Origin of the sequence: Kosakonia quasisacchari, assembly GCF_004331415.1 — a bacterium.
Lineage (GTDB): Bacteria > Pseudomonadota > Gammaproteobacteria > Enterobacterales > Enterobacteriaceae > Kosakonia > Kosakonia quasisacchari.
The window spans coordinates 274,375-295,222 of record NZ_SJOP01000001.1 but is presented as its reverse complement, the minus strand read 5'-3'; the positions used below and the strand labels follow the sequence as shown (position 1 = coordinate 295,222).

Below are 20,848 nucleotides of genomic sequence, written 5' to 3'. Positions count from 1 at the left end.
TTAAAAACCAGAAAAAAAGGCATTAATGCTAATTGATAGCGATTACACGTTCAAATTAACTTTTAAAACCGTAAAAATGCTTTCTACCCATTCGATACAGACATCAATGAGAAGACACATTAATTCGCGACGCGAATATATATAAAGTGTAACAACCTAATCGATAAGCAAAAAAAAGCGCCGCTGAAAGCGGCGCTTTAACACAATTGTTTCTGGTTGACTTACTCAGTCACCGATTTTCGCCCACGTATCGCGCAGACCCACGGTACGGTTGAAAACCACTTTGGAAGCGGTTGCATAACGACTATCGAGGCAGAAGTAGCCTTCACGCTCGAACTGGTAAGCTTTGCCCGCCTGTGCTTCTTTCAACGACGGTTCGGCGTAACCTTGCTTGATAACCAGCGATTCCGGGTTGATCGTCGCCAGGAAATCTTCTGCTGCACCTGGATTCGGTACGCTAAACAGACGATCGTAAAGGCGGATTTCAACCGGCAGCGCATGCTGTGCGCTCACCCAGTGAATTACCCCTTTCACTTTGCGACCATCGGCCGGATCTTTGCTCAGCGTTTCCGCATCGTAAGAACAGAAAATAGTGGTGATGTTGCCGTCTGCATCTTTCTCTACGCGTTCTGCTTTGATGACGTAAGCATTACGCAGGCGAACCTCTTTACCCAGCACCAGACGTTTATACTGTTTGTTAGCTTCTTCGCGGAAATCTGCACGATCGATCCAGATTTCACCACTAAACGGCACGTCGCGGGTACCCATTTCCGGCTTATTCGGATGGTTCGGCATGCTGACGATTTCGCTGCTGCCCTGCGGGTAATTTTCGATAACCAGTTTTACCGGATCGATAACCGCCATCGCACGCGGCGCGTTTTCGTTCAGGTCTTCACGAATGCAGGACTCCAGAGAAGCCATCTCAATGGTGTTGTCCTGTTTGGTGACGCCGATACGTTTGCAGAATTCGCGGATAGAGCCAGCGGTGTAGCCACGGCGGCGCAGGCCGGAGATCGTCGGCATACGCGGATCGTCCCAGCCCTCAACATGCTTATCAGTCACCAGCAAGTTCAGTTTGCGCTTGGACATCACGGTGTATTCCAGATTCAGGCGCGAAAATTCATACTGGCGCGGGTGAACCGGAATGGTGATGTTATCCAGCACCCAGTCATACAGACGGCGGTTATCCTGGAACTCCAGCGTACACAGCGAGTGGGTAATGCCTTCCAGCGCATCGCTGATGCAGTGCGTAAAGTCGTACATCGGGTAGATGCACCACTTGTTACCGGTCTGGTGATGTTCAGCAAATTTAATGCGGTACAACACCGGATCGCGCATCACGATAAACGGCGACGCCATGTCGATCTTCGCGCGCAGACACGCTTTACCCTCTTCGAAACCACCCGCTCGCATTTTCTCAAACAGCGCCAGGTTCTCTTCCACGCTGCGATCGCGATACGGGCTGTTTTTACCCGGCGCAGTCAGCGTGCCGCGATATTCACGGATCTCATCAGCGGAAAGCTCGTCAACATAGGCCAGACCTTTGTTGATAAGCTCAATCGCGTACTGGTGCAGCTTGTCGAAGTAATCCGAGGAGTAGCAGATGTCGCCAGACCAGTTAAAGCCCAACCATTGCACGTCGTTCTTAATAGATTCAACGTATTCGATGTCTTCTTTTGCAGGGTTAGTGTCATCGAAACGCAGGTTGCACTGACCATGGTAATCTTGCGCGATACCAAAGTTCAGGCAGATCGATTTCGCGTGGCCAATGTGCAAATAACCATTCGGCTCCGGCGGAAAACGGGTATGGACGGTGGTGTGCTTACCACTGGCCAGATCTTCATCAATGATCTGGCGAATAAAGTTAGTCGGGCGGGCTTCAGCCTCACTCATCACAGGTTCCTCAAGGCGTAAACAACGTATAACGGCATATGATCTAATAAGAGGACGCAGGAAACAACCTTTACTTATACAAATCACTGATGCCCGGGCGAAAGGTATTCAGCTACGTCCTGCGCTTGTCGGCAGCGCAAATCTTGCGTGGTCGATTTAAGGATGACCGGGCTTTCTATCTCATCGCCCTCGCCGTTTTGCGGCACATAACCCGGCGCTTCAATACACCAGCCCCACGAGTAGAAATTCGTCCCGTGCAAAAAGAAAATCATATTTTCCCACTGGGATTTTTTCTCAACATCGATATGCCCCTGCCTGTCAGCCCGAAACGCTTCCGGCGCCGGGTAATACCCCGGCGGTGAACGCCCGGTGCTCACCCACATCATTGCCGTTGAGATCGGTTCTCCAGCCGCATTACGCACATCCACTTCATAATGTGGGCGCAGCGTGGCGTAACGTGGAATACAGCCGCTTAACGTCAGTGCGATACAGAACGCGCAAATTATCCTTTTCATCATCATCCCCATAATAAAAGCGACATCAGTATGGCACTGATTAAATGCAAGGCAAAAAAAAGCGGCGGAGGATATTCCCCCGCCGCTTAAGGCATTCATGCTTACTCAGGAGCTATTAGCCTTTAATTTCGTACAGCGGAGTCTGACCGGCAACCACCGGCCCCTGCGCTTTGATAACCAGACCGCTAAAGTCGTCGATATTGCTGACCACAACCGGGCTAATCATTGAACGGGCATTGGCATTGAGGTACTCCAGATCCATTTCGAGGATCGGCTGCCCCGCCACCACTTCCGCGCCTTCTTCAACCAGGCGAGTAAAGCCCTGGCCACCTAGCGCTACGGTATCAATGCCCATATGGACAACGATTTCCGCGCCTTTCTCGGTTTCCAGGCAGAACGCATGGTTAGTGTTGAAGATTTTCACAATGGTGCCCACAGCCGGAGAAACCACGATTTTATCCGTCGGTTTCACCGCCACGCCGTCACCGACTGCTTTGCTAGCAAAGGCTTCATCCGGCACCTGATCCAGTGCCACCAACTCACCAGTGATAGGCGATACCAACTCAGCGATGGTTGTCGCGTTCGGTACCGCCTGCGGCTTTACCGTTGCCGCCGGAACCGCTACGGGCGCAGCGTTACCTGCCGCCGGAACATCGCCTGCCGTTCTCATTGCATCGGCAATTTTTTCCGCCACGAAACCAACGATAATCTGCACGCCGGTTTTGTTAAGACGAATAACACCGGATGCACCAAGACGTTTCGCCATAGATTCGTTCACCAGCGAAGAGTCTTTCACCGTTAAACGCAGGCGGGTGATACAGGCGTCAATACCGGTCAGGTTAGAAGACCCACCGATCGCGGCGATGTACTGACGCGCCAGGCCACTCACATCCTGCTCGGTGTTACCGCTGACATTCATATCCTGACCATCCGCTTCATCGCCGGAAACAGCCAGTTCGCGACCCGGTGTCAGCATGTTGAACTTGGTGATAGCGAAACGGAAAACCACATAATAGATAACGAAGAATACCAGGCCTTGCGGGATCAGCATCCACCAGTGGGTTGCCAGCGGGTTACGCGAGGAGAGCACCATATCCACCAGGCCTGCGCTGAAGCCGAAACCGGCAATCCAGTGCATGCTTGCGGCGATAAATACGGAGATCCCCGTCAGCACTGCGTGGATCACATACAGTACCGGTGCAACGAACATAAAGGAAAATTCCAGCGGCTCGGTGATACCGGTAAAGAACGAGGCAAATGCGCCCGCCATCATGATACCCAGAACTTTGGCTTTATTTTCCGGGCGTGCACAGTGATAAATCGCCAGCGCCGCACCCGGTAAGCCGAACATCATGATCGGGAAGAAACCCGCCTGGTAACGGCCAGTAACACCAACCACCGCTTTACCGGCTTCGATAGACTGTGCGCCACCGAGGAAGTTAGGAATATCGTTAATGCCCGCAACGTCAAACCAGAACACAGAGTTGAGCGCGTGGTGCAAGCCGACCGGGATTAGCAGACGGTTAAAGAAGGCGTAAACGCCCGCACCAACGGAACCGAGTTTCTGAATGCTCTCACCAAATTCCACCAGACCGCTAAACACGACCGGCCAGATATACATCATGATGAAAGCAACCACGATCATCACAAACGAGGTGAGGATCGGCACCAGACGACGACCGCTAAAGAAAGAGAGCGCTTTCGGCAGTTCAACACTGCTGAAGCGGTTATACAGCTCAGCAGCGATGATCCCCACCAGAATACCGACGAACTGGTTTTTGATTTTGCCAAATGCGGCCGGAACTTGATCCGCAGGGATTTTTTGGATCATTGCCACAGCTGCCGGTGAACAGAGCGTGGTCAGAACCAGGAAGCCGACAAAGCCAGCCAGCGCCGCAGCACCATCTTTGTCTTTTGACATACCATAAGCGACACCCACCGCGAACAGCACGCCCATGTTATCGATAATGGCGGAGCCGGACTGGATGAAAAACGCTGCCACTGCGTTTTGACCACCCCAGCCAACCGGGTCAATCCAGTACCCGACACCCATCAGAATTGCCGCCGCAGGCAGCGTGGCGACAGGCACCATTAGCGCGCGGCCGATCTTTTGCAGATAACCTAGAATACTCACTTTTATTCCCCCTATGAACCCGATGAGAGCTCACTGAAACAGTCGTTTTTTATTGTGTCACTAACCCTGAAATCACGGCTATTTTCTCACTACCTGACAGAGTGTGTGAAAAATTAATTCGCCTCGCAAATTAAAAGCGTATTTTCTGTGATTAAAATCACTAAGTATCGTCAATCACCCTCCCAATCACTGGCAAACAGGTAAAACTTATTTTATGATTAAAAATATCAGGACGGATTGCTCCCTTCTCTCTGTCGCGAACCAGGTTACGCTTAACGCTGAGTTAGCACGCATTCCGCCAACTTTCTTCATTTAACTTTTGAGGTGAACAATGAGACTGATTCCCCTGGCGACAGCTGAACAAGTCGGCAAATGGGCAGCCCGCCATATCGTCAACCGTATCAACGCGTTCAAACCGACCGCAGATCGCCCATTTATTCTTGGCTTGCCAACCGGTGGAACCCCGCTCACCGCGTACAAAGCATTAGTTGAGATGCACAAAGCAGGCCAGGTCAGTTTCCAGCACGTTGTCACTTTCAACATGGATGAGTATGTCGGCTTGCCGAAAGACCACCCGGAAAGCTACCACAGCTTTATGCACCGCAATTTCTTCGATCATGTTGATATTCCGGCTGAAAATATTAACCTGCTTGATGGCAACGCGCCGGATATTGACGCAGAATGTCGCCGCTATGAAGAAAAAATTCGTTCTTACGGCAAAATTCACCTGTTTATGGGGGGCGTGGGGAATGATGGGCATATCGCGTTTAACGAACCGGCCTCTTCGCTGGCATCGCGTACCCGTATTAAAACCCTGACCCATGACACCCGCGTAGCAAACTCTCGCTTCTTTGACGGCGACGTGAATCAGGTGCCGAAATACGCATTGACCGTGGGTGTAGGCACATTGCTGGATGCAGAAGAAGTAATGATTCTGGTGCTCGGCGGCGTGAAAGCGCAGGCGCTGCAAGCGGCGGTAGAGGGCAACGTTAATCACATGTGGACCATCAGTTGCCTGCAGTTACATCCGAAAGCCGTCATCGTCTGCGACGAACCATCCACGATGGAGCTGAAAGTGAAAACGTTGAAATACTTCAACGAGTTAGAAGCGGAAAATATTAAAGGTCTGTAAGTCAGTTCCCGCTCCGCGAGGCGGATCCTGCGGAGCGGTATACCTAGTTAACCGGGGGTCGTTATGTATGCTTTAACCCAGGGCCGAATCTACACCGGCCATGAAATTCTGGATGATCACGCGCTTGTTGTCGCCAATGGTCTGATTGAACGCCTTTGTCCGCTGGCTGAGCTGCCAACAGGAATTGAACAACGCTCGCTGAGTGGCGCCATCCTTGCCCCCGGTTTTATCGACGTACAGCTCAACGGCTGTGGCGGTGTACAGTTTAACGACACCGCAGAAGCCGTTAGCATAAAAACGCTGGAGATCATGCAGCAGGCGAATGAGAAATCCGGCTGCACCAGCTACCTGCCGACGCTGATTACCACCAGCGACGAATTAATGAAACAGGGCGTGCAGGTAATGCGCGATTACCTGGCTAAATACCCGCACCAGGCACTGGGCCTTCATCTGGAAGGACCGTGGCTGAATATTGTTAAAAAAGGGACTCACAACCCGGAATTCGTGCGTAAACCGGACCCGGCGTTAGTCGAGTTCCTGTGCCAAAACGCCGATGTGATCACCAAAGTTACGCTGGCCCCAGAAATGGCCGGCGATGCGGTAATTCGCCAGTTAGCTGATGCAGGCATTGTGGTTTCTGCCGGTCACTCCAATGCAACGCTAAAAGAGGCGAAAGCGGGTTTCCGCGCCGGGATCACTTTCGCCACACATTTATATAATGCCATGCCGTACATTACCGGCCGTGAGCCTGGTCTGGCAGGCGCAGTACTGGATGACACAGACGTTTACTGTGGTGTGATTGCAGACGGTCTGCATGTCGATTACGTTAATATCCGTAATGCTAAGCGATTGAAAGGCGACAAACTTTGCCTGGTAACTGACGCGACAGCGCCAGCGGGGGCGAATATTGAGCAGTTCATTTTTGCTGGCAAAACAATATACTACCGTAATGGACTGTGCGTGGACGAAAACGGAACGCTGAGCGGTTCCTCCCTGACGATGATCGAAGGGGTGCGAAATCTGGTGGAGCATGTCGGCATTGCGCTGGATGAAGCGCTGCGTATGGCAACTCTCTACCCCGCTCGCGCCATTGGCGTTGACGAAAAGCTGGGAAGTCTCGCTGCGGGGAAAGTGGCGAACCTGACGGCGTTCACGCGCGATTATAAAATCATCAAGACCATCGTTAATGGCAACGAGGTCGTCACTGCATAAAGAGACGGTATGACATCAGGCGGACAAGCTCAAATCGGTAACGTTGACCTCGTAAAGCAGCTTAACAGCGCGGCGGTTTACCGCCTGATTGACCAACATGGCCCCATTTCGCGCATACAGATTGCCGAACAAAGCCAGCTCGCTCCCGCCAGCGTGACAAAAATCACGCGCCAGCTCATCGAACGCGGACTGATTAAAGAAGTCGATCAGCAGGCCTCCACCGGGGGCCGCCGCGCTATCTCTATTGTCACCGAAACCCGCAACTTTCAGGCGATCGGCGTTCGTCTCGGGCGTTATGACACCACGCTCACGTTGTACGATTTGAGCAGCAAGGTGCTGGCGGAAGAACATTTCCCGCTCCCCGAACGCACCCAGGAAACGCTGGAACATGCGCTGCTCAATACCATCAGCCACTTTATTGAAACCAGCCAACGCAAGATCCGCGAACTGATCGCGATTTCCGTTATTCTGCCAGGTCTGGTAGATCCGGAAAGCGGTGTGATTCGCTATATGCCGCATATTCAGGTTGAAAACTGGGCGCTGGTGGAAGCCCTGGAAGAACGCTTCAAATTGACCTGTTTTGTCGGGCATGACATTCGCAGCCTGGCGCTGGCCGAGCACTATTTTGGGGCAAGTCAGGATTGTGAAGACTCCATTCTGGTGCGTGTGCACCGTGGTACGGGCGCCGGGATTATCTCCAATGGACGTATTTTCATCGGCCGTAACGGCAACGTCGGCGAAATTGGGCACGTGCAAGTCGAGCCGCTGGGTGAACGCTGCCACTGCGGCAACTTCGGCTGCCTGGAAACTATCGCTGCCAATGCAGCGATAGAGCACCGAGTTCGCCACCTGTTGGAACAGGGTTACCAGAGCCGCCTGACGCTGGAAGATTGTTCGATCAAAACCATCTGTAAAGCCGCCAATAAAGGCGATGCGCTGGCGTGTGAAGTGATTGAACATGTTGGCCGCCACCTGGGTAAAACCATTGCCATTGCGATTAACCTGTTTAACCCACAGAAAGTGGTGATCGCCGGGGAGATTGTTGAAGCGGAAAAAGTGCTGCTCCCTGCCATTAAGGCATGCATTAACACCCAGGCGTTAAAAGCGTTTCGCAAAAACTTGCCGGTAGTGCCCTCCACGCTGGATCACCGCTCGGCGATCGGCGCGTTTGCGCTGGTGAAACGCGCTATGCTCAATGGTCTGCTGCTGCAACGTTTGCTGGAAAACTGACAGCTTTATCGTTAACACTTATTTTTTATCCGGACAGTCCATGACCATTCAGAATGTAATCTGTGATATTGACGGCGTGCTGATGCACGACAACGTTGCCATACCGGGTGCTGCAGAGTTCATCACCCGTATCCTTGAAAAAGGCATGCCGCTGGTATTGTTGACCAACTACCCTTCGCAAACTGGCCAGGATCTGGCGAACCGCTTTGTCTCTGCCGGTATTGATGTGCCTGCCAGCGTCTTTTATACCTCGGCGATGGCGACCGCCGATTTTCTTAAGCGCCAGGAAGGGAAAAAAGCCTATGTGGTGGGCGAAGGCGCGTTGATCCACGAACTGTACAAAGCCGGTTTTACCATTACCGACATCAACCCGGATTTTGTCATCGTTGGCGAGACTCGCTCCTATAACTGGGAAATGATGCATAAAGCGGCATTCTTCGTAGCGAACGGCGCGCGCTTTATCGCCACCAATCCGGACACCCACGGGCGAGGGTATTATCCAGCCTGCGGCGCGCTGTGCGCCGGCATCGAAAAAATTTCCGGTCGTAAACCTTTCTATGTGGGCAAGCCCAGCCCGTGGATTATCCGTGCGGCGCTGAATACAATGCAGGCGCACTCAGAACAGACGGTGATTGTGGGCGATAACCTGCGGACCGACATTCTGGCGGGCTTTCAGGCCGGGCTTGAAACCATTCTGGTGCTCTCTGGCGTATCGCGCATCGACGATATCGACAGCATGCCGTTTCGCCCGTCGTGGATTTACCCGTCGGTCGCGGAAATCGACGTTATCTAACTGCTACCACGTCTTCGGGCGTGGTTCTTTATTTTTAGCCCTCTCAAAAACAGCCACCATCAATAAAAAGCGCATTATTTTGACGATTCATCAATAACCGCGTCTTATACATACTCTTTTTTCAGCATTCGACAATCGCCATTGCACTTTTTACTTTCAGCGCGGTAAAAGCCTTGCACCCTGCCCCTTTTTTGCGGCATTTTGACTGCAAGCACACAACATTACAGCTTTGCATTCAAGATTAACGGAGAAGTCTATGTGTTCAATTTTTGGCGTACTGGATATTAAAACCGACGCGGTCGAATTACGTAAAAAAGCGCTGGAATTATCCCGCCTGATGCGCCATCGCGGCCCGGACTGGTCCGGTGTTTATGCAAATGATAAAGCCATTCTGGCGCACGAACGTCTCTCTATTGTTGACGTTAACGCTGGGGCACAGCCGCTGTACAACGAGAAGAAAACCCATGCACTGGCGGTAAACGGTGAAATTTATAACCACCAGGCGTTGCGCGCAGAATATGGCGACCGTTACGCATTCCAGACCGGCTCCGATTGCGAAGTGATCCTTGCGCTGTACCAGGAAAAAGGACCGGAATTCCTCGATGAACTGCAAGGCATGTTCTCTTTCGCCCTGTATGACAGTGAAAAAGACGCTTACTTGATTGGCCGCGACCATATCGGCATCATTCCGCTGTATATGGGTCACGACGAACACGGCAACTTGTACGTTGCGTCAGAAATGAAAGCACTGGTGCCGGTTTGCCGCACTATCAAAGAGTTCCCGGCTGGCAGCTACCTGTGGAGCAAAGACGGCGAAATCCGCTCTTATTACCAGCGCGACTGGTTTGAATACGATGCAGTAAAAGACAACGTGACCGACAAAGCGCAACTGCGCCAGGCGCTGGAAGACGCGGTGAAAAGCCACCTGATGTCCGATGTACCGTACGGCGTGCTGCTTTCGGGCGGTCTGGATTCTTCGGTCATTTCCGCTATCACCAAAAAATTCGCTGCCCGTCGCGTTGAAGATCAAGAGAAATCAGAAGCCTGGTGGCCGCAACTTCACTCCTTTGCTGTTGGTCTGAAAGGCGCGCCGGATCTGAAAGCGGCGCAGGAAGTCGCCAACCATCTTGGCACCGTGCACCATGAAATTCATTTCACCGTGCAGGAAGGGCTGGATGCGATTCGCGATGTGATTTACCACATTGAAACCTATGACGTAACGACGATTCGCGCCTCCACGCCTATGTACCTGATGTCGCGTAAGATCAAAGCAATGGGCATCAAAATGGTGCTCTCCGGCGAAGGTTCCGATGAAGTGTTTGGCGGCTATCTCTATTTCCATAAAGCGCCGGATGCCAAAGAGTTACACGAAGAAACCGTGCGTAAACTGCAAGCGCTGCATATGTTCGACTGCGCGCGTGCAAACAAAGCGATGTCCGCCTGGGGCGTGGAAGCGCGCGTACCGTTCCTGGATAAAAAATTCCTCGACGTGGCCATGCGCATTAACCCGGAAGACAAAATGTGCGGCAGCAACGGCAAAATGGAAAAACACATTCTGCGCGAATGTTTTGAATCCTACCTGCCGGCAAGCGTGGCATGGCGTCAAAAAGAGCAGTTCTCCGACGGCGTAGGTTACAGCTGGATCGATACGCTGAAAGAAGTCGCTGCGCAGCAGGTTACGGATCAACAACTGGCAACGGCCAGCTACCGTTTCCCATACAACACACCAGCATCGAAAGAAGCGTATCTGTACCGCGAAATTTTTGAAGAGCTGTTCCCGCTGCCGAGTGCCGCGGAATGCGTCCCTGGCGGTCCGTCCGTTGCCTGTTCTTCCGCAAAAGCGTTTGAATGGGACGAAGCCTTCAAAACCATGAATGATCCGTCAGGTCGCGCGGTAGGTATTCACCAGTCAGCTTATTAATAAATAATGGTTATTCTTACAGGCCCCTGCGGGGCCTGTTGCTTTTTGTGCGCTGATTTAATGAATAAAATCGTTTTTCGCCCAATAAAGCGCCATGCTGTTCGCAACCTAACCAAACAGTCACATTCCGGCAATTTTCGATGAAAAAGGTATTGACGCTGTAAAGCCCAATACGCATAATGCGCCCCGCAACGCCGATAAGGTAACGCGAAAAAAGATGGCTACGTAGCTCAGCTGGTTAGAGCACAGCACTCATAATGCTGGGGTCACAGGTTCGATTCCCGTCGTAGCCACCATTTTTTTTGCGGGAGTGGCGAAATTGGTAGACGCACCAGATTTAGGTTCTGGCGCCGCAAGGTGTGCGAGTTCAAGTCTCGCCTCCCGCACCATTCCTAAGTAGGTGTTGCACGGATGGGGTATCGCCAAGCGGTAAGGCACCGGTTTTTGATACCGGCATTCCCTGGTTCGAATCCAGGTACCCCAGCCATCTCTTCTTCGACTCCTGCAAAACGCACTAGTCGTTGGGGTATCGCCAAGCGGTAAGGCACCGGTTTTTGATACCGGCATTCCCTGGTTCGAATCCAGGTACCCCAGCCAGTCGATGACTGGGAAAGCAGTAAAACTTGGCTACGTAGCTCAGCTGGTTAGAGCACAGCACTCATAATGCTGGGGTCACAGGTTCGATTCCCGTCGTAGCCACCATATTGAAGGTCTAATGTTTCAAACGTTAAACCTGAAAAAGATTTGTTGGGGTATCGCCAAGCGGTAAGGCAGTGGATTCTGATTCCACCATCCCGAGGTTCGAATCCTCGTACCCCAGCCAACTCAAAGACGTTTGCTTTCGCGAACGCACTTTTGGGGTATCGCCAAGCGGTAAGGCAGTGGATTCTGATTCCACCATTCCGAGGTTCGAATCCTCGTACCCCAGCCAACAAAACAAAAAAGCTCGCTTCGGCGGGCTTTTTTGTTTTCTACACATTCCCCGATGTTGGTAGTTAATCACGGCATAAAACGTATGGTAATTTACCCGCCTCTCTCCTCTGAGTCAGCATGATGAACTATCAAAACACTGCCCTGTTAATTTATGCCCCGCTGTATGTACTCTTTGTGGTCACCGGTTTCGGTCTTGCTTTTATGGGCCTCTCCGCGCCGATCTTTTATGGCCTCTGTATGGGGTTGATCTTTCCGGTTGTCATATCCATGCGTCTGCATACGCTGAGCGAAAGCGGCCAGGCCCTGCTGCTGAAGGAGACAACTCACTGGACGGTGTATGTGCAGGGCATTCCGGTGCAGGAAACACGCTCATCGCTGAAAAACCCCTGCTTCTCTACGCCACAGCGCCTTCAGCAATTCTGTATGCGGACACTGCTCGCCAGGCTTGTGCTGCAAGTTGCGTCTGTCGCGCTACTGGTGCAACAGGCCAGCGCAAACCCGCTCTCCACGAGCTATGGGGCGGCAGCCTTCGTGGCGCTGATTATTCTGCTGGTGCCGCTTTACCGCACAGTGCTGTTGCTGCGCAAAATGCACAATGGCGAATGGGCGCTGCAACAGCTTGAAGGGATTGATGGGTATCAGGCCTTTTTTATCGACAAAAAAGGTGCGCACACGGCACTGGATAAGTTATTGGCAATTATGTGAGTACTGCGGGCGCTGCGCCCGCAGACCTTTTACAATCCTAATGCGTACTTCAGCGCCTGCCGTTTCAACACGCCAGCGCGTTCCGCCGCCATCAGACCGATATTGCGCAGCAAGCGCACCGGGCCGAGAGAGTTACTAAACCCGGCGTAAAACAGATCCATACCACTTTGCATAATAAAGTTATCCGCCATACGCCGCGTCTGATAACGTTTCAATACCGCGTGACTAGACCAGGCTTCTGCGTGCGTACGCGCGCTGGTCAATACATCCAGCAACGCGTCCACATCGCGATACCCCAGATTTACGCCCTGCCCGGCCAAGGGATGAATGGTATGCGCCGCATCACCCACCAGCGCAAGCCCCGGCCTGACATACTGCAGTGCATGGCGGCGAGTCAGCGGAAAAGCAGCCGCTGCAACCGGTTTAACCGCACCAAGCCGCACCGGGAAATGCCGGGCAATCTCCTGCTCCAGTTGTGCCATTGTTAATGTCTGCAACTGGCGGATACGCGCCGGGGTGTCATACCACACCAGCGAGGCCCAGTTATCAAACAGCGGTAAAAAAGCATGCGGGCCATCAGGCGTGAAATGCTGCCAGGTGCTGTCACCTGCTTCGTGTTCGCATTGAACGGTGATCAACATGCAGGATTGTTGATACTGCCAGGCGTGAATACCAATCCCCGCCGCTTGTCGTACCCAGGAATTCGCGCCATCGGCCCCTACCACCAGCTTCGCCGTTAACGTGTCACCATCCGCAAACGTTAATTGATGACATTCGTTGTCTGCATGCAGCGCGGTTAATTCTTTAGCCGTGAGCAGCGTTACCTGCGGGTGCGCCTGTAAAGCCTCCCACAGCGCGCGCTGGAGCACCGCGTTTTCAACCATATAACCGAGTAGCGGCAATTTAAGCTCACGGGCATCGAACACCACATGCGCATTTTCCCACTCCCAGGTTTCCAGTTGTCGGTAAGGATGGCAGCGCATGGCCTGAATACTCTCCCAGACGCCCAGCCCGCGCAGCAACGCCACCGATGCGGCACTGATCGCTGAGATCCGCACATCCGGCTGCGCCGCGGCATCAAACACCGCAGGTTCCTGTTTTTCAATCACGGTCACGGCAAAACCATGTTGCGCCAGCCCCAGCGCCAGCGCTCCGCCGACCATTCCGCCACCGACGATGGCAACTTCAGTGGATTGATTTGTCATGGCTAATTGTCCTTCAACGAGAATCCGTTAAGTTTACCGGATTTTTTACCCCTTGAGGCTGACAACCGTCATACTGGTCAGCACGCGACCAAAGCATTACAATACGCGGCCTGCAATCCTGGCTGATACCCGTCATACTCAGCGTATACGAACTTAAGCAAGAGCAAGTCGATGACAAAAAAACTCCACATTAAAACCTGGGGCTGTCAGATGAACGAATACGATTCATCAAAGATGGCCGATCTGCTGGATGCCACTCACGGCTATCAACTGACCGAGGTGGCGGAAGAAGCGGATGTGCTGCTGCTTAATACCTGCTCAATCCGTGAAAAGGCCCAGGAAAAAGTCTTCCATCAATTGGGGCGCTGGAAGCTGCTAAAAGAGAAAAACCCGGATCTGATTATCGGTGTTGGCGGCTGCGTGGCGTCTCAGGAAGGTGACCATATTCGCCAGCGTGCGCATTATGTCGACATTATTTTTGGGCCGCAAACGCTGCACCGCTTGCCGGAAATGATCAATTCCGTGCGCGGCACCCGTAGCCCGGTGGTCGATATCAGCTTCCCGGAAATTGAAAAATTTGACCGTTTGCCGGAACCACGCGCCGATGGCCCAACCGCGTTTGTATCGATCATGGAAGGCTGTAACAAATACTGTACTTACTGCGTGGTGCCTTATACCCGTGGTGAAGAAGTCAGCCGTCCTGCCGACGACATCCTGTTTGAAATCGCTCAACTGGCAGCGCAAGGTGTCCGTGAAGTGAACCTGCTCGGCCAGAACGTTAATGCCTGGCGCGGTGAAAACTTTGACGGCAGCACCGGCACCTTTGCCGAGCTTTTGCGCCTGGTGGCGGCCATTGATGGCATTGACCGTATCCGCTTCACCACCAGCCACCCGATCGAATTCACTGATGACATCATTGAGGTCTATCGCGACACACCTGAGCTGGTGAGTTTCCTGCATCTGCCGGTACAAAGTGGGTCCGATCGCATACTGAATCTGATGAGTCGTACGCACACCGCGCTGGAATATAAAGCGATCATCCGTAAGCTGCGCGAAGCGCGCCCGGATATTCAGATTAGCTCCGACTTTATCGTCGGCTTCCCGGGTGAAACCACCGAAGACTTCGAAAAAACCATGAAGCTGATTGCCGATGTTAACTTCGACATGAGCTACAGCTTTATCTTCTCCGCACGACCGGGTACGCCCGCTGCCGATATGGTAGACGATGTGCCGGAAGAGGAGAAAAAACAGCGGCTGTATATTCTGCAAGAGCGCATTAACCAGCAGGCGATGGCCTGGAGCCGTCGTATGCTCGGCACTACCCAGCGCATCCTGGTGGAAGGCACATCGCGTAAAAGCATCATGGAGCTGTCGGGTCGCACCGAAAACAACCGCGTGGTTAACTTCGAAGGCAAACCGGAGATGATCGGTAAATTTGTCGATGTGGAAATCGTCGACGTCTACCCGAACTCCCTGCGCGGTGTGCTGGTACGTACCGAAGAAGAAATGGGTCTGCGTGTGGTGGAATCCCCGCAATCCGTTATCGCCCGTACGCGTAAAGAGAACGACCTCGGTGTCGGTCTGTACCAACCGTAATACCACCGGCCTGCCATTTCTGGCAGGCCTTGCTTTTCCCTTCGCTGACCCCAACATCTTGCGCGATGCTTGCGACTTCTTTATATGCCGTGAATAATTCCCTAATGGGCATAGCCCTCGACACATCGAAAAGAGGAACAGTTTGAATATAGATACGCGTGAAATTACCCTTGAGCCAGCGGACAACGCACGTCTGCTAAGTCTGTGCGGCCCGTTTGACGACAACATCAAACAACTGGAGCGGCGACTGGGCATCGAAATCAACCGCCGCGATAATCACTTCAAACTCACCGGACGCGAAATTTGCGTTAATGCTGCGGCCGATATTCTGCGCACCCTGTATGTCGATACCGCGCCGATGCGCGGCCAGATTCAGGATATTGAACCGGAACAGATCCATCTGGCTATCAAAGAAGCGCGCGTGCTGGAGCAGAGCGCCGAGAGCGTGCCGGAATACGGCAAAGCTATCCATATCAAAACCAAGCGTGGGGTGATTAAACCGCGCACGCCAAACCAGGCGCAGTACGTCGCCAATATTCTCGACCACGACATCACTTTCGGTGTTGGTCCAGCGGGAACCGGTAAAACCTACCTCGCGGTTGCCGCTGCGGTGGATGCGCTGGAGCGCCAGGAAGTGCGCCGCATTCTGCTGACGCGTCCGGCGGTAGAAGCGGGTGAAAAACTCGGCTTCCTGCCCGGCGATCTCAGCCAAAAAGTCGATCCTTATCTGCGCCCGCTGTATGACGCGCTGTTTGAGATGATTGGCTTTGAACGCGTCGAAAAACTGATTGAGCGCAATGTCATTGAAGTCGCGCCGTTAGCTTATATGCGCGGTCGTACGCTAAACGATGCTTTTATCATTCTTGATGAGAGCCAGAACACCACCATCGAACAGATGAAAATGTTCCTGACGCGTATTGGTTTTAACTCCAAAGCGGTGATCACTGGCGACGTCACGCAGATTGACCTGCCGCGTAATACCAAATCCGGTTTGCGTCACGCCATCGAAGTGCTGGCGAACGTTGACGAAATCAGCTTTAACTTCTTCCACAGCGAAGATGTGGTGCGCCACCCAGTGGTAGCTCGCATCGTTATCGCCTATGAAGCGTGGGAAGAAGCCGAACAGAAACGTAAAGCAGAACTGGCCGCCGAGCGCAAACGTGAAGCCCAGGAGCAGGAGCATAAATGAGTCAGGTGATCCTTGATCTACAGTTGGCGTGTGAAGATAACAGCGGCCTGCCGGAAGAAGCGCAATTCCAGAAATGGCTTGACGCCGTTATCCCGCAGTTTCAGGAAGAAGCAGAAGTCACCATTCGCCTGGTCGACAATGCGGAAAGCCACGAACTGAACCTGACCTACCGCGGGAAAGACAAGCCGACCAATGTGCTTTCTTTCCCGTTTGAAGCGCCGCCTGGCATCGAAATGCCGCTGCTTGGCGACTTAATTATCTGCCGTCAGGTCGTGGAACAGGAAGCACAGGAGCAAGGCAAACCGCTGGATGCGCACTGGGCGCACATGGTGGTGCACGGCAGTTTACACCTGCTCGGTTACGACCATATTGCAGACGATGAAGCCGAAGAGATGGAAGGGATTGAGACAGAGATAATGCTTGCTCTGGGCTATGAGGATCCGTACATTTCCGAGAAAGAGTAAGTTGGCGTGCGGCTTCGGCTGCGCTCCACTCGCTAAAAATGCCGTCCGGCGCTGAGTTTACGCGCGACGAGCGACAGATTAACCAACACGAGAACCCACACGACGCCATGAGCGACGATAACTCACACAGTAGCGACAACACCAACAACAAAAAGGGATTCTTCTCCCTTTTACTGAGCCAGCTCTTTCACGGCGAACCGAAAAACCGTGATGAACTGCTGGAACTGATCCGAGACTCCGGGCAAAACGAGCTTATCGACAACGATACGCGCGACATGCTGGAAGGGGTAATGGATATTGCGGACCAGCGCGTTCGCGACATCATGATCCCCCGCTCCCAAATGATTACCCTGAAACGCAACCAGACGCTGGACGAATGTCTCGATGTCATTATCGAGTCTGCCCACTCGCGTTTTCCGGTGATCAGCGAAGACAAAGATCACATCGAAGGGATCCTGATGGCTAAGGATTTGCTGCCCTTTATGCGCAGCGACGCCGAAGCGTTCAGCATGGAAAAAGTGTTACGCCAGGCGGTAGTGGTACCGGAAAGTAAGCGTGTTGATCGCATGCTGAAAGAGTTCCGTTCCCAACGCTACCATATGGCTATCGTTATTGATGAGTTCGGTGGCGTTTCCGGTCTGGTCACTATAGAAGATATTCTTGAGCTTATTGTCGGCGAAATCGAAGATGAGTACGACGAGGAAGAGGATATCGATTTCCGCCAGCTTAGCCGCCATACATGGACAGTCCGCGCACTGGCACCGATTGAAGATTTCAATGAAACCTTCGGCACCCACTTCAGTGATGATGAAGTGGACACCATTGGCGGTCTGGTGATGCAGGCGTTCGGTCACTTGCCTGCGCGCGGTGAATCTATTGACATTGATGGTTACCAATTCAAGGTCGCGATGGCCGATAGCCGACGTATTATTCAGGTCCATGTCAGAATGCCGGATGATTCTCCGCAACCGAAACTGGATGAGTAATGTAAATGGTATTTCCCGCACTGTTTGAACGTCAGCGTGTACGTCTGCTGCTGGCGTTATTATTCGGAGCCAGCGGAACGCTGGCTTTTTCTCCTTATGACGTCTGGCCCGCCGCGCTTATTTCCCTGATTGGTCTACAGGGTTTAACCCTGAATCGCCGCCCATTGCAGGCTGCCTGGATTGGCTATTTCTGGGGGCTTGGTCTGTTTGGCAGCGGTGTGCACTGGGTGTATGTCAGTATCGCTCAGTTCGGCGGCATGCCAGGTCCGGTCAATATTTTCCTCGTGGTGCTGCTGGCGGCCTATTTGTCGCTCTACACTGGGCTGTTCGCCGGTATTTTGTCGCGTTTGTGGCCACACACCAGTTGGTTGCGCCTGGCGGTTGCCGCACCTGTCATTTGGCAAATTACCGAGTTCCTGCGCGGCTGGGTATTGACCGGTTTCCCGTGGCTCCAGTTTGGTTACAGCCAGATAGATGGGCCGCTGAAAGGCCTCGCGCCGGTGCTTGGCGTTGAAGCCATCAATTTCTTACTGATGATTGTCAGTGGTCTGTTGGTGCTGGCGTTGGTTCAGCGTCGCTTACACCCGCTCGCCGTCGCCGTCGTGCTGTTCGCCCTGCCCTTCCCGCTGCGTTATATTCAGTGGTATCAACTGCTGCCGGAGCGCACCACCCAGGTTTCTATGGTGCAAGGGAACATCCCACAATCGATGAAGTGGGACGAAAACCAACTGCTCAATACGTTGAAAATCTACAGCAACGCCAGCGAACAGGTGATGGGTAAATCGCAACTGATTATCTGGCCGGAGTCCGCCATTCCGGATCTGGAAATTAACCAGCAACGCTTTTTAAGCGCCATGGATAATCTGCTACGGGCAAACAACAGCACTCTGATTACCGGGATTGTCGATGCGCGGCTCAATCGGCAAAACCGTTACGACACCTACAACACGATCATTACGCTGGGCAAAGACAGCGCTTACAGCTACAGCTCAAGCGATCGCTACAACAAGAACCATCTGGTGCCATTTGGCGAGTTTGTGCCGCTGGAGTCGATTCTGCGTCCGCTGGCGCCGTTCTTCGATTTGCCGATGTCCTCGTTCAGTCGTGGCGCTTATGTACAGCCCCCGCTGACGGCGCATGGGCTAACGCTGACGGCAGCAATTTGCTACGAGATAATCCTCGGCGAGCAGGTGCGTGATAACTTCCGCCCGGATACCGATTTCTTGCTGACCATCTCGAACGACGCTTGGTTTGGTAAATCCATTGGCCCGTGGCAGCACTTCCAGATGGCGCGGATGCGTGCGCTGGAATTGGCGCGTCCACTGCTGCGTAGCACCAATAACGGCATAACCGCAGTGATTGGTCCCCAGGGTGAAATCCAGGCGATGATCCCACAATTTACCCGTGAAGTGCTGACCGCGAAGGTCACACCGACCTCTGGCCTCACGCCATATGCCCGCACGGGCAACTGGCCGCTGTGGATTATCACCGCACTGCTGGGCTTTGGTGCGCTGGTGATGAGTCTGCGTCAGCGCCGCCGTTAATCCTCTTTCTCGCTGTTCTGCCCGGTGACAATTTGCTTACCGGGCATCCTCTCTTCGTTGTGCAAAATTTACGATTAAGCCGTTTTTGGCATGCCGTTTGCTTATATCTACCAGGCAGCTATGAAATCCGCTTATGTGCAACTTACGTCGCACCAGCAGGAAACAGTAGCGGCACCAATCTGGTGCAATGGAAGATTTTTGCCTCTAAACGGTGCGGCGCGCCTCGCAAAAATAAACAATACCGCAGCAAAATCTTTACATTAAGCCAGACTGAATGTAACAAAAACATACAACACTGCACGAATATGTCGCAGAACAACAAAAACACAATACACACAATGGGTATCAATACGCGTCTCTGGCGCTGACGATAAAGGAGTCTGGATATGCAATTACGTAAACTGGCCGCCGCGATGCTGGTGATGGGACTGTCCGCCGGTCTGGTGCATGCTGAAGATGCAAAACCTGCCGACGCAGCGTCGGCCGATCAACAAGCCACGCTGGCTAAAATTGCTAAAAACGGCGTTATCGTCGTCGGTCACCGCGAATCTTCCGTACCGTTCTCCTATTACGACAATGAACAAAAGGTCGTGGGTTACTCCCAGGACTACTCCAACGCTATCGTTGAAGCGGTGAAGAAAAAACTGAATAAGCCGGATCTGGCGGTGAAACTTATTCCTATCACCTCGCAAAACCGTATCCCGCTGCTACAAAACGGCACCTTCGATTTTGAGTGTGGTTCCACCACCAATAACCTTGAACGCCAGAAGCAAGCGGCGTTCTCTGACACCATTTTCGTGGTTGGCACGCGCCTGCTCACCAAAAAAGGTGGCCCGATTAAAGACTTCGCCGACCTGAAAGGCAAAGCCGTGGTGGTGACTTCCGGTACTACGTCAGAAATTCTGCTGAACAAGCTGAACGACGAGAAGAAAATGGATATGCGCATTATCAGCGCGAAAGACCATGGCGACTCGTTCCGTACCCTGGAAAGCGGCCGCGCAGTGGCCTTTATGATGGATGACGCGCTGCTGGCCGGTGAACGTGCGAAAGCGAAAAAACAGGATAACTGGGAGATCGTGGGCACGCCGCAATCAAAAGAAGCCTACGGCTGTATGCTGCGTAAAAACGATCCAGAATTCAAAAAGTTGATGGATGACACTATCGCCCAGCTCCAGACCTCAGGTGCGGCGGAAAAATCCTTCGACAAATGGTTTAAAAACCCGATTCCGCCGAAAAACATGAACCTCAATTTCGATCTCTCTGACGATATGAAAGCGCTGTTCAAAGAACCGAATGACAAAGCTCTGAACTAATTAAAACCATTAGGGGCGGGTTTACCTGCCCTCTCGATTGTCGAAGTAGCACGGACAGACTATACGTTGAGTGGTCGTTCCCC

At 52.8% G+C, this 20,848-nt stretch carries 16 protein-coding genes and 7 tRNA genes; 19 read left to right on the top strand and 4 right to left on the bottom strand.

What is annotated here, in order from left to right; all coding sequences use genetic code 11:
* Nucleotides 1–225: 225 nt before the first annotated feature.
* The 3 genes from glnS to nagE form a co-directional block, all read right to left on the bottom strand.
* Nucleotides 226–1,893 carry a glutamine--tRNA ligase gene (gene glnS / locus E0L21_RS01445; RefSeq protein WP_131406283.1) on the bottom strand — a complete coding sequence of 556 codons (1,668 nt, stop codon included), beginning with the start codon at nucleotides 1,891–1,893 and terminating at the stop codon, nucleotides 226–228.
* 83 nt (nucleotides 1,894–1,976) lie between these two features.
* Nucleotides 1,977–2,408 carry a membrane lipoprotein lipid attachment site-containing protein gene (locus E0L21_RS01440; RefSeq protein WP_131406282.1) on the bottom strand — a complete coding sequence of 144 codons (432 nt, stop codon included), beginning with the start codon at nucleotides 2,406–2,408 and terminating at the stop codon, nucleotides 1,977–1,979.
* 115 nt (nucleotides 2,409–2,523) lie between these two features.
* On the bottom strand, nucleotides 2,524–4,542 hold the full coding sequence (gene nagE, locus E0L21_RS01435; RefSeq protein WP_131406281.1) for an N-acetylglucosamine-specific PTS transporter subunit IIBC: 2,019 nt from the start codon (nucleotides 4,540–4,542) through the stop codon (nucleotides 2,524–2,526).
* Between the two features lie 331 nt (nucleotides 4,543–4,873).
* Between nagE and nagB the strand changes: the two genes are divergently transcribed.
* The 13 genes from nagB (at nucleotide 4,874) to E0L21_RS01365 (ending at nucleotide 12,468) form a co-directional block, all read left to right on the top strand.
* Nucleotides 4,874–5,674, top strand: a complete 801-nt coding sequence (gene nagB, locus E0L21_RS01430; RefSeq protein ID WP_017455911.1) for a glucosamine-6-phosphate deaminase — start codon at nucleotides 4,874–4,876, stop codon at nucleotides 5,672–5,674.
* Nucleotides 5,675–5,737: 63 nt separating this feature from the next.
* Nucleotides 5,738–6,886 carry an N-acetylglucosamine-6-phosphate deacetylase gene (nagA, locus tag E0L21_RS01425; protein WP_131406280.1) on the top strand — a complete coding sequence of 383 codons (1,149 nt, stop codon included), beginning with the start codon at nucleotides 5,738–5,740 and terminating at the stop codon, nucleotides 6,884–6,886.
* 9 nt (nucleotides 6,887–6,895) lie between these two features.
* Entirely contained in the window at nucleotides 6,896–8,116 is a 1,221-nt protein-coding gene (gene nagC / locus E0L21_RS01420) for a DNA-binding transcriptional regulator NagC (protein ID WP_131406279.1), read from the top strand.
* Nucleotides 8,117–8,156: 40 nt separating this feature from the next.
* Nucleotides 8,157–8,909: an HAD-IIA family hydrolase gene (locus E0L21_RS01415; RefSeq protein ID WP_131406278.1), complete on the top strand. Its 753-nt coding sequence runs from the start codon at nucleotides 8,157–8,159 to the stop codon at nucleotides 8,907–8,909.
* Between the two features lie 256 nt (nucleotides 8,910–9,165).
* Nucleotides 9,166–10,830: an asparagine synthase B gene (gene asnB / locus E0L21_RS01405; protein WP_131406276.1), complete on the top strand. Its 1,665-nt coding sequence runs from the start codon at nucleotides 9,166–9,168 to the stop codon at nucleotides 10,828–10,830.
* Between the two features lie 219 nt (nucleotides 10,831–11,049).
* Nucleotides 11,050–11,126 (top strand) — tRNA-Met (locus E0L21_RS01400).
* Between the two features lie 8 nt (nucleotides 11,127–11,134).
* Nucleotides 11,135–11,219 (top strand) — tRNA-Leu (locus E0L21_RS01395).
* A 23-nt stretch (nucleotides 11,220–11,242) separates the two neighbouring features.
* Nucleotides 11,243–11,317, top strand: a tRNA-Gln gene (locus E0L21_RS01390).
* Nucleotides 11,318–11,352: 35 nt separating this feature from the next.
* Nucleotides 11,353–11,427, top strand: a tRNA-Gln gene (locus E0L21_RS01385).
* Between the two features lie 28 nt (nucleotides 11,428–11,455).
* Nucleotides 11,456–11,532 (top strand) — tRNA-Met (locus E0L21_RS01380).
* A gap of 46 nt (nucleotides 11,533–11,578) precedes the next feature.
* Nucleotides 11,579–11,653, top strand: a tRNA-Gln gene (locus tag E0L21_RS01375).
* A 33-nt stretch (nucleotides 11,654–11,686) separates the two neighbouring features.
* Nucleotides 11,687–11,761 (top strand) — tRNA-Gln (locus E0L21_RS01370).
* A gap of 119 nt (nucleotides 11,762–11,880) precedes the next feature.
* On the top strand, nucleotides 11,881–12,468 hold the full coding sequence (locus E0L21_RS01365; RefSeq protein WP_131406275.1) for a hypothetical protein: 588 nt from the start codon (nucleotides 11,881–11,883) through the stop codon (nucleotides 12,466–12,468).
* Between the two features lie 29 nt (nucleotides 12,469–12,497).
* Here E0L21_RS01365 and ubiF read toward each other — a convergent pair whose 3' ends face one another.
* A complete protein-coding gene (ubiF, locus tag E0L21_RS01360) occupies nucleotides 12,498–13,673 on the bottom strand; it encodes a 3-demethoxyubiquinol 3-hydroxylase (RefSeq protein WP_131406274.1) in 1,176 nt (391 codons plus the stop codon).
* Nucleotides 13,674–13,844: 171 nt separating this feature from the next.
* On the opposite strand from ubiF, the gene miaB reads away from it, so the two are divergent.
* The 6 genes from miaB (at nucleotide 13,845) to E0L21_RS01330 (ending at nucleotide 20,765) form a co-directional block, all read left to right on the top strand.
* Nucleotides 13,845–15,269 (top strand): tRNA (N6-isopentenyl adenosine(37)-C2)-methylthiotransferase MiaB, encoded by a 1,425-nt coding sequence (gene miaB, locus E0L21_RS01355; RefSeq protein WP_131406273.1) that lies wholly within the window; start codon nucleotides 13,845–13,847, stop codon nucleotides 15,267–15,269.
* 142 nt (nucleotides 15,270–15,411) lie between these two features.
* On the top strand, nucleotides 15,412–16,458 hold the full coding sequence (locus tag E0L21_RS01350; protein ID WP_131406272.1) for a PhoH family protein: 1,047 nt from the start codon (nucleotides 15,412–15,414) through the stop codon (nucleotides 16,456–16,458).
* Complete coding sequence (gene ybeY, locus E0L21_RS01345) at nucleotides 16,455–16,922, top strand: rRNA maturation RNase YbeY (protein WP_090118909.1); 468 nt, start codon at nucleotides 16,455–16,457, stop codon at nucleotides 16,920–16,922. The genes E0L21_RS01350 and ybeY overlap by 4 nt, the downstream gene beginning before the upstream one ends.
* Before the next feature lie 107 nt (nucleotides 16,923–17,029).
* A complete protein-coding gene (corC, locus tag E0L21_RS01340) occupies nucleotides 17,030–17,908 on the top strand; it encodes a CNNM family magnesium/cobalt transport protein CorC (RefSeq protein WP_040016553.1) in 879 nt (292 codons plus the stop codon).
* A 5-nt stretch (nucleotides 17,909–17,913) separates the two neighbouring features.
* Nucleotides 17,914–19,452, top strand: a complete 1,539-nt coding sequence (lnt, locus tag E0L21_RS01335) for an apolipoprotein N-acyltransferase (protein ID WP_131406271.1) — start codon at nucleotides 17,914–17,916, stop codon at nucleotides 19,450–19,452.
* A 386-nt stretch (nucleotides 19,453–19,838) separates the two neighbouring features.
* Nucleotides 19,839–20,765: an amino acid ABC transporter substrate-binding protein gene (locus E0L21_RS01330; protein WP_131406270.1), complete on the top strand. Its 927-nt coding sequence runs from the start codon at nucleotides 19,839–19,841 to the stop codon at nucleotides 20,763–20,765.
* Nucleotides 20,766–20,848: the final 83 nt, after the last annotated feature.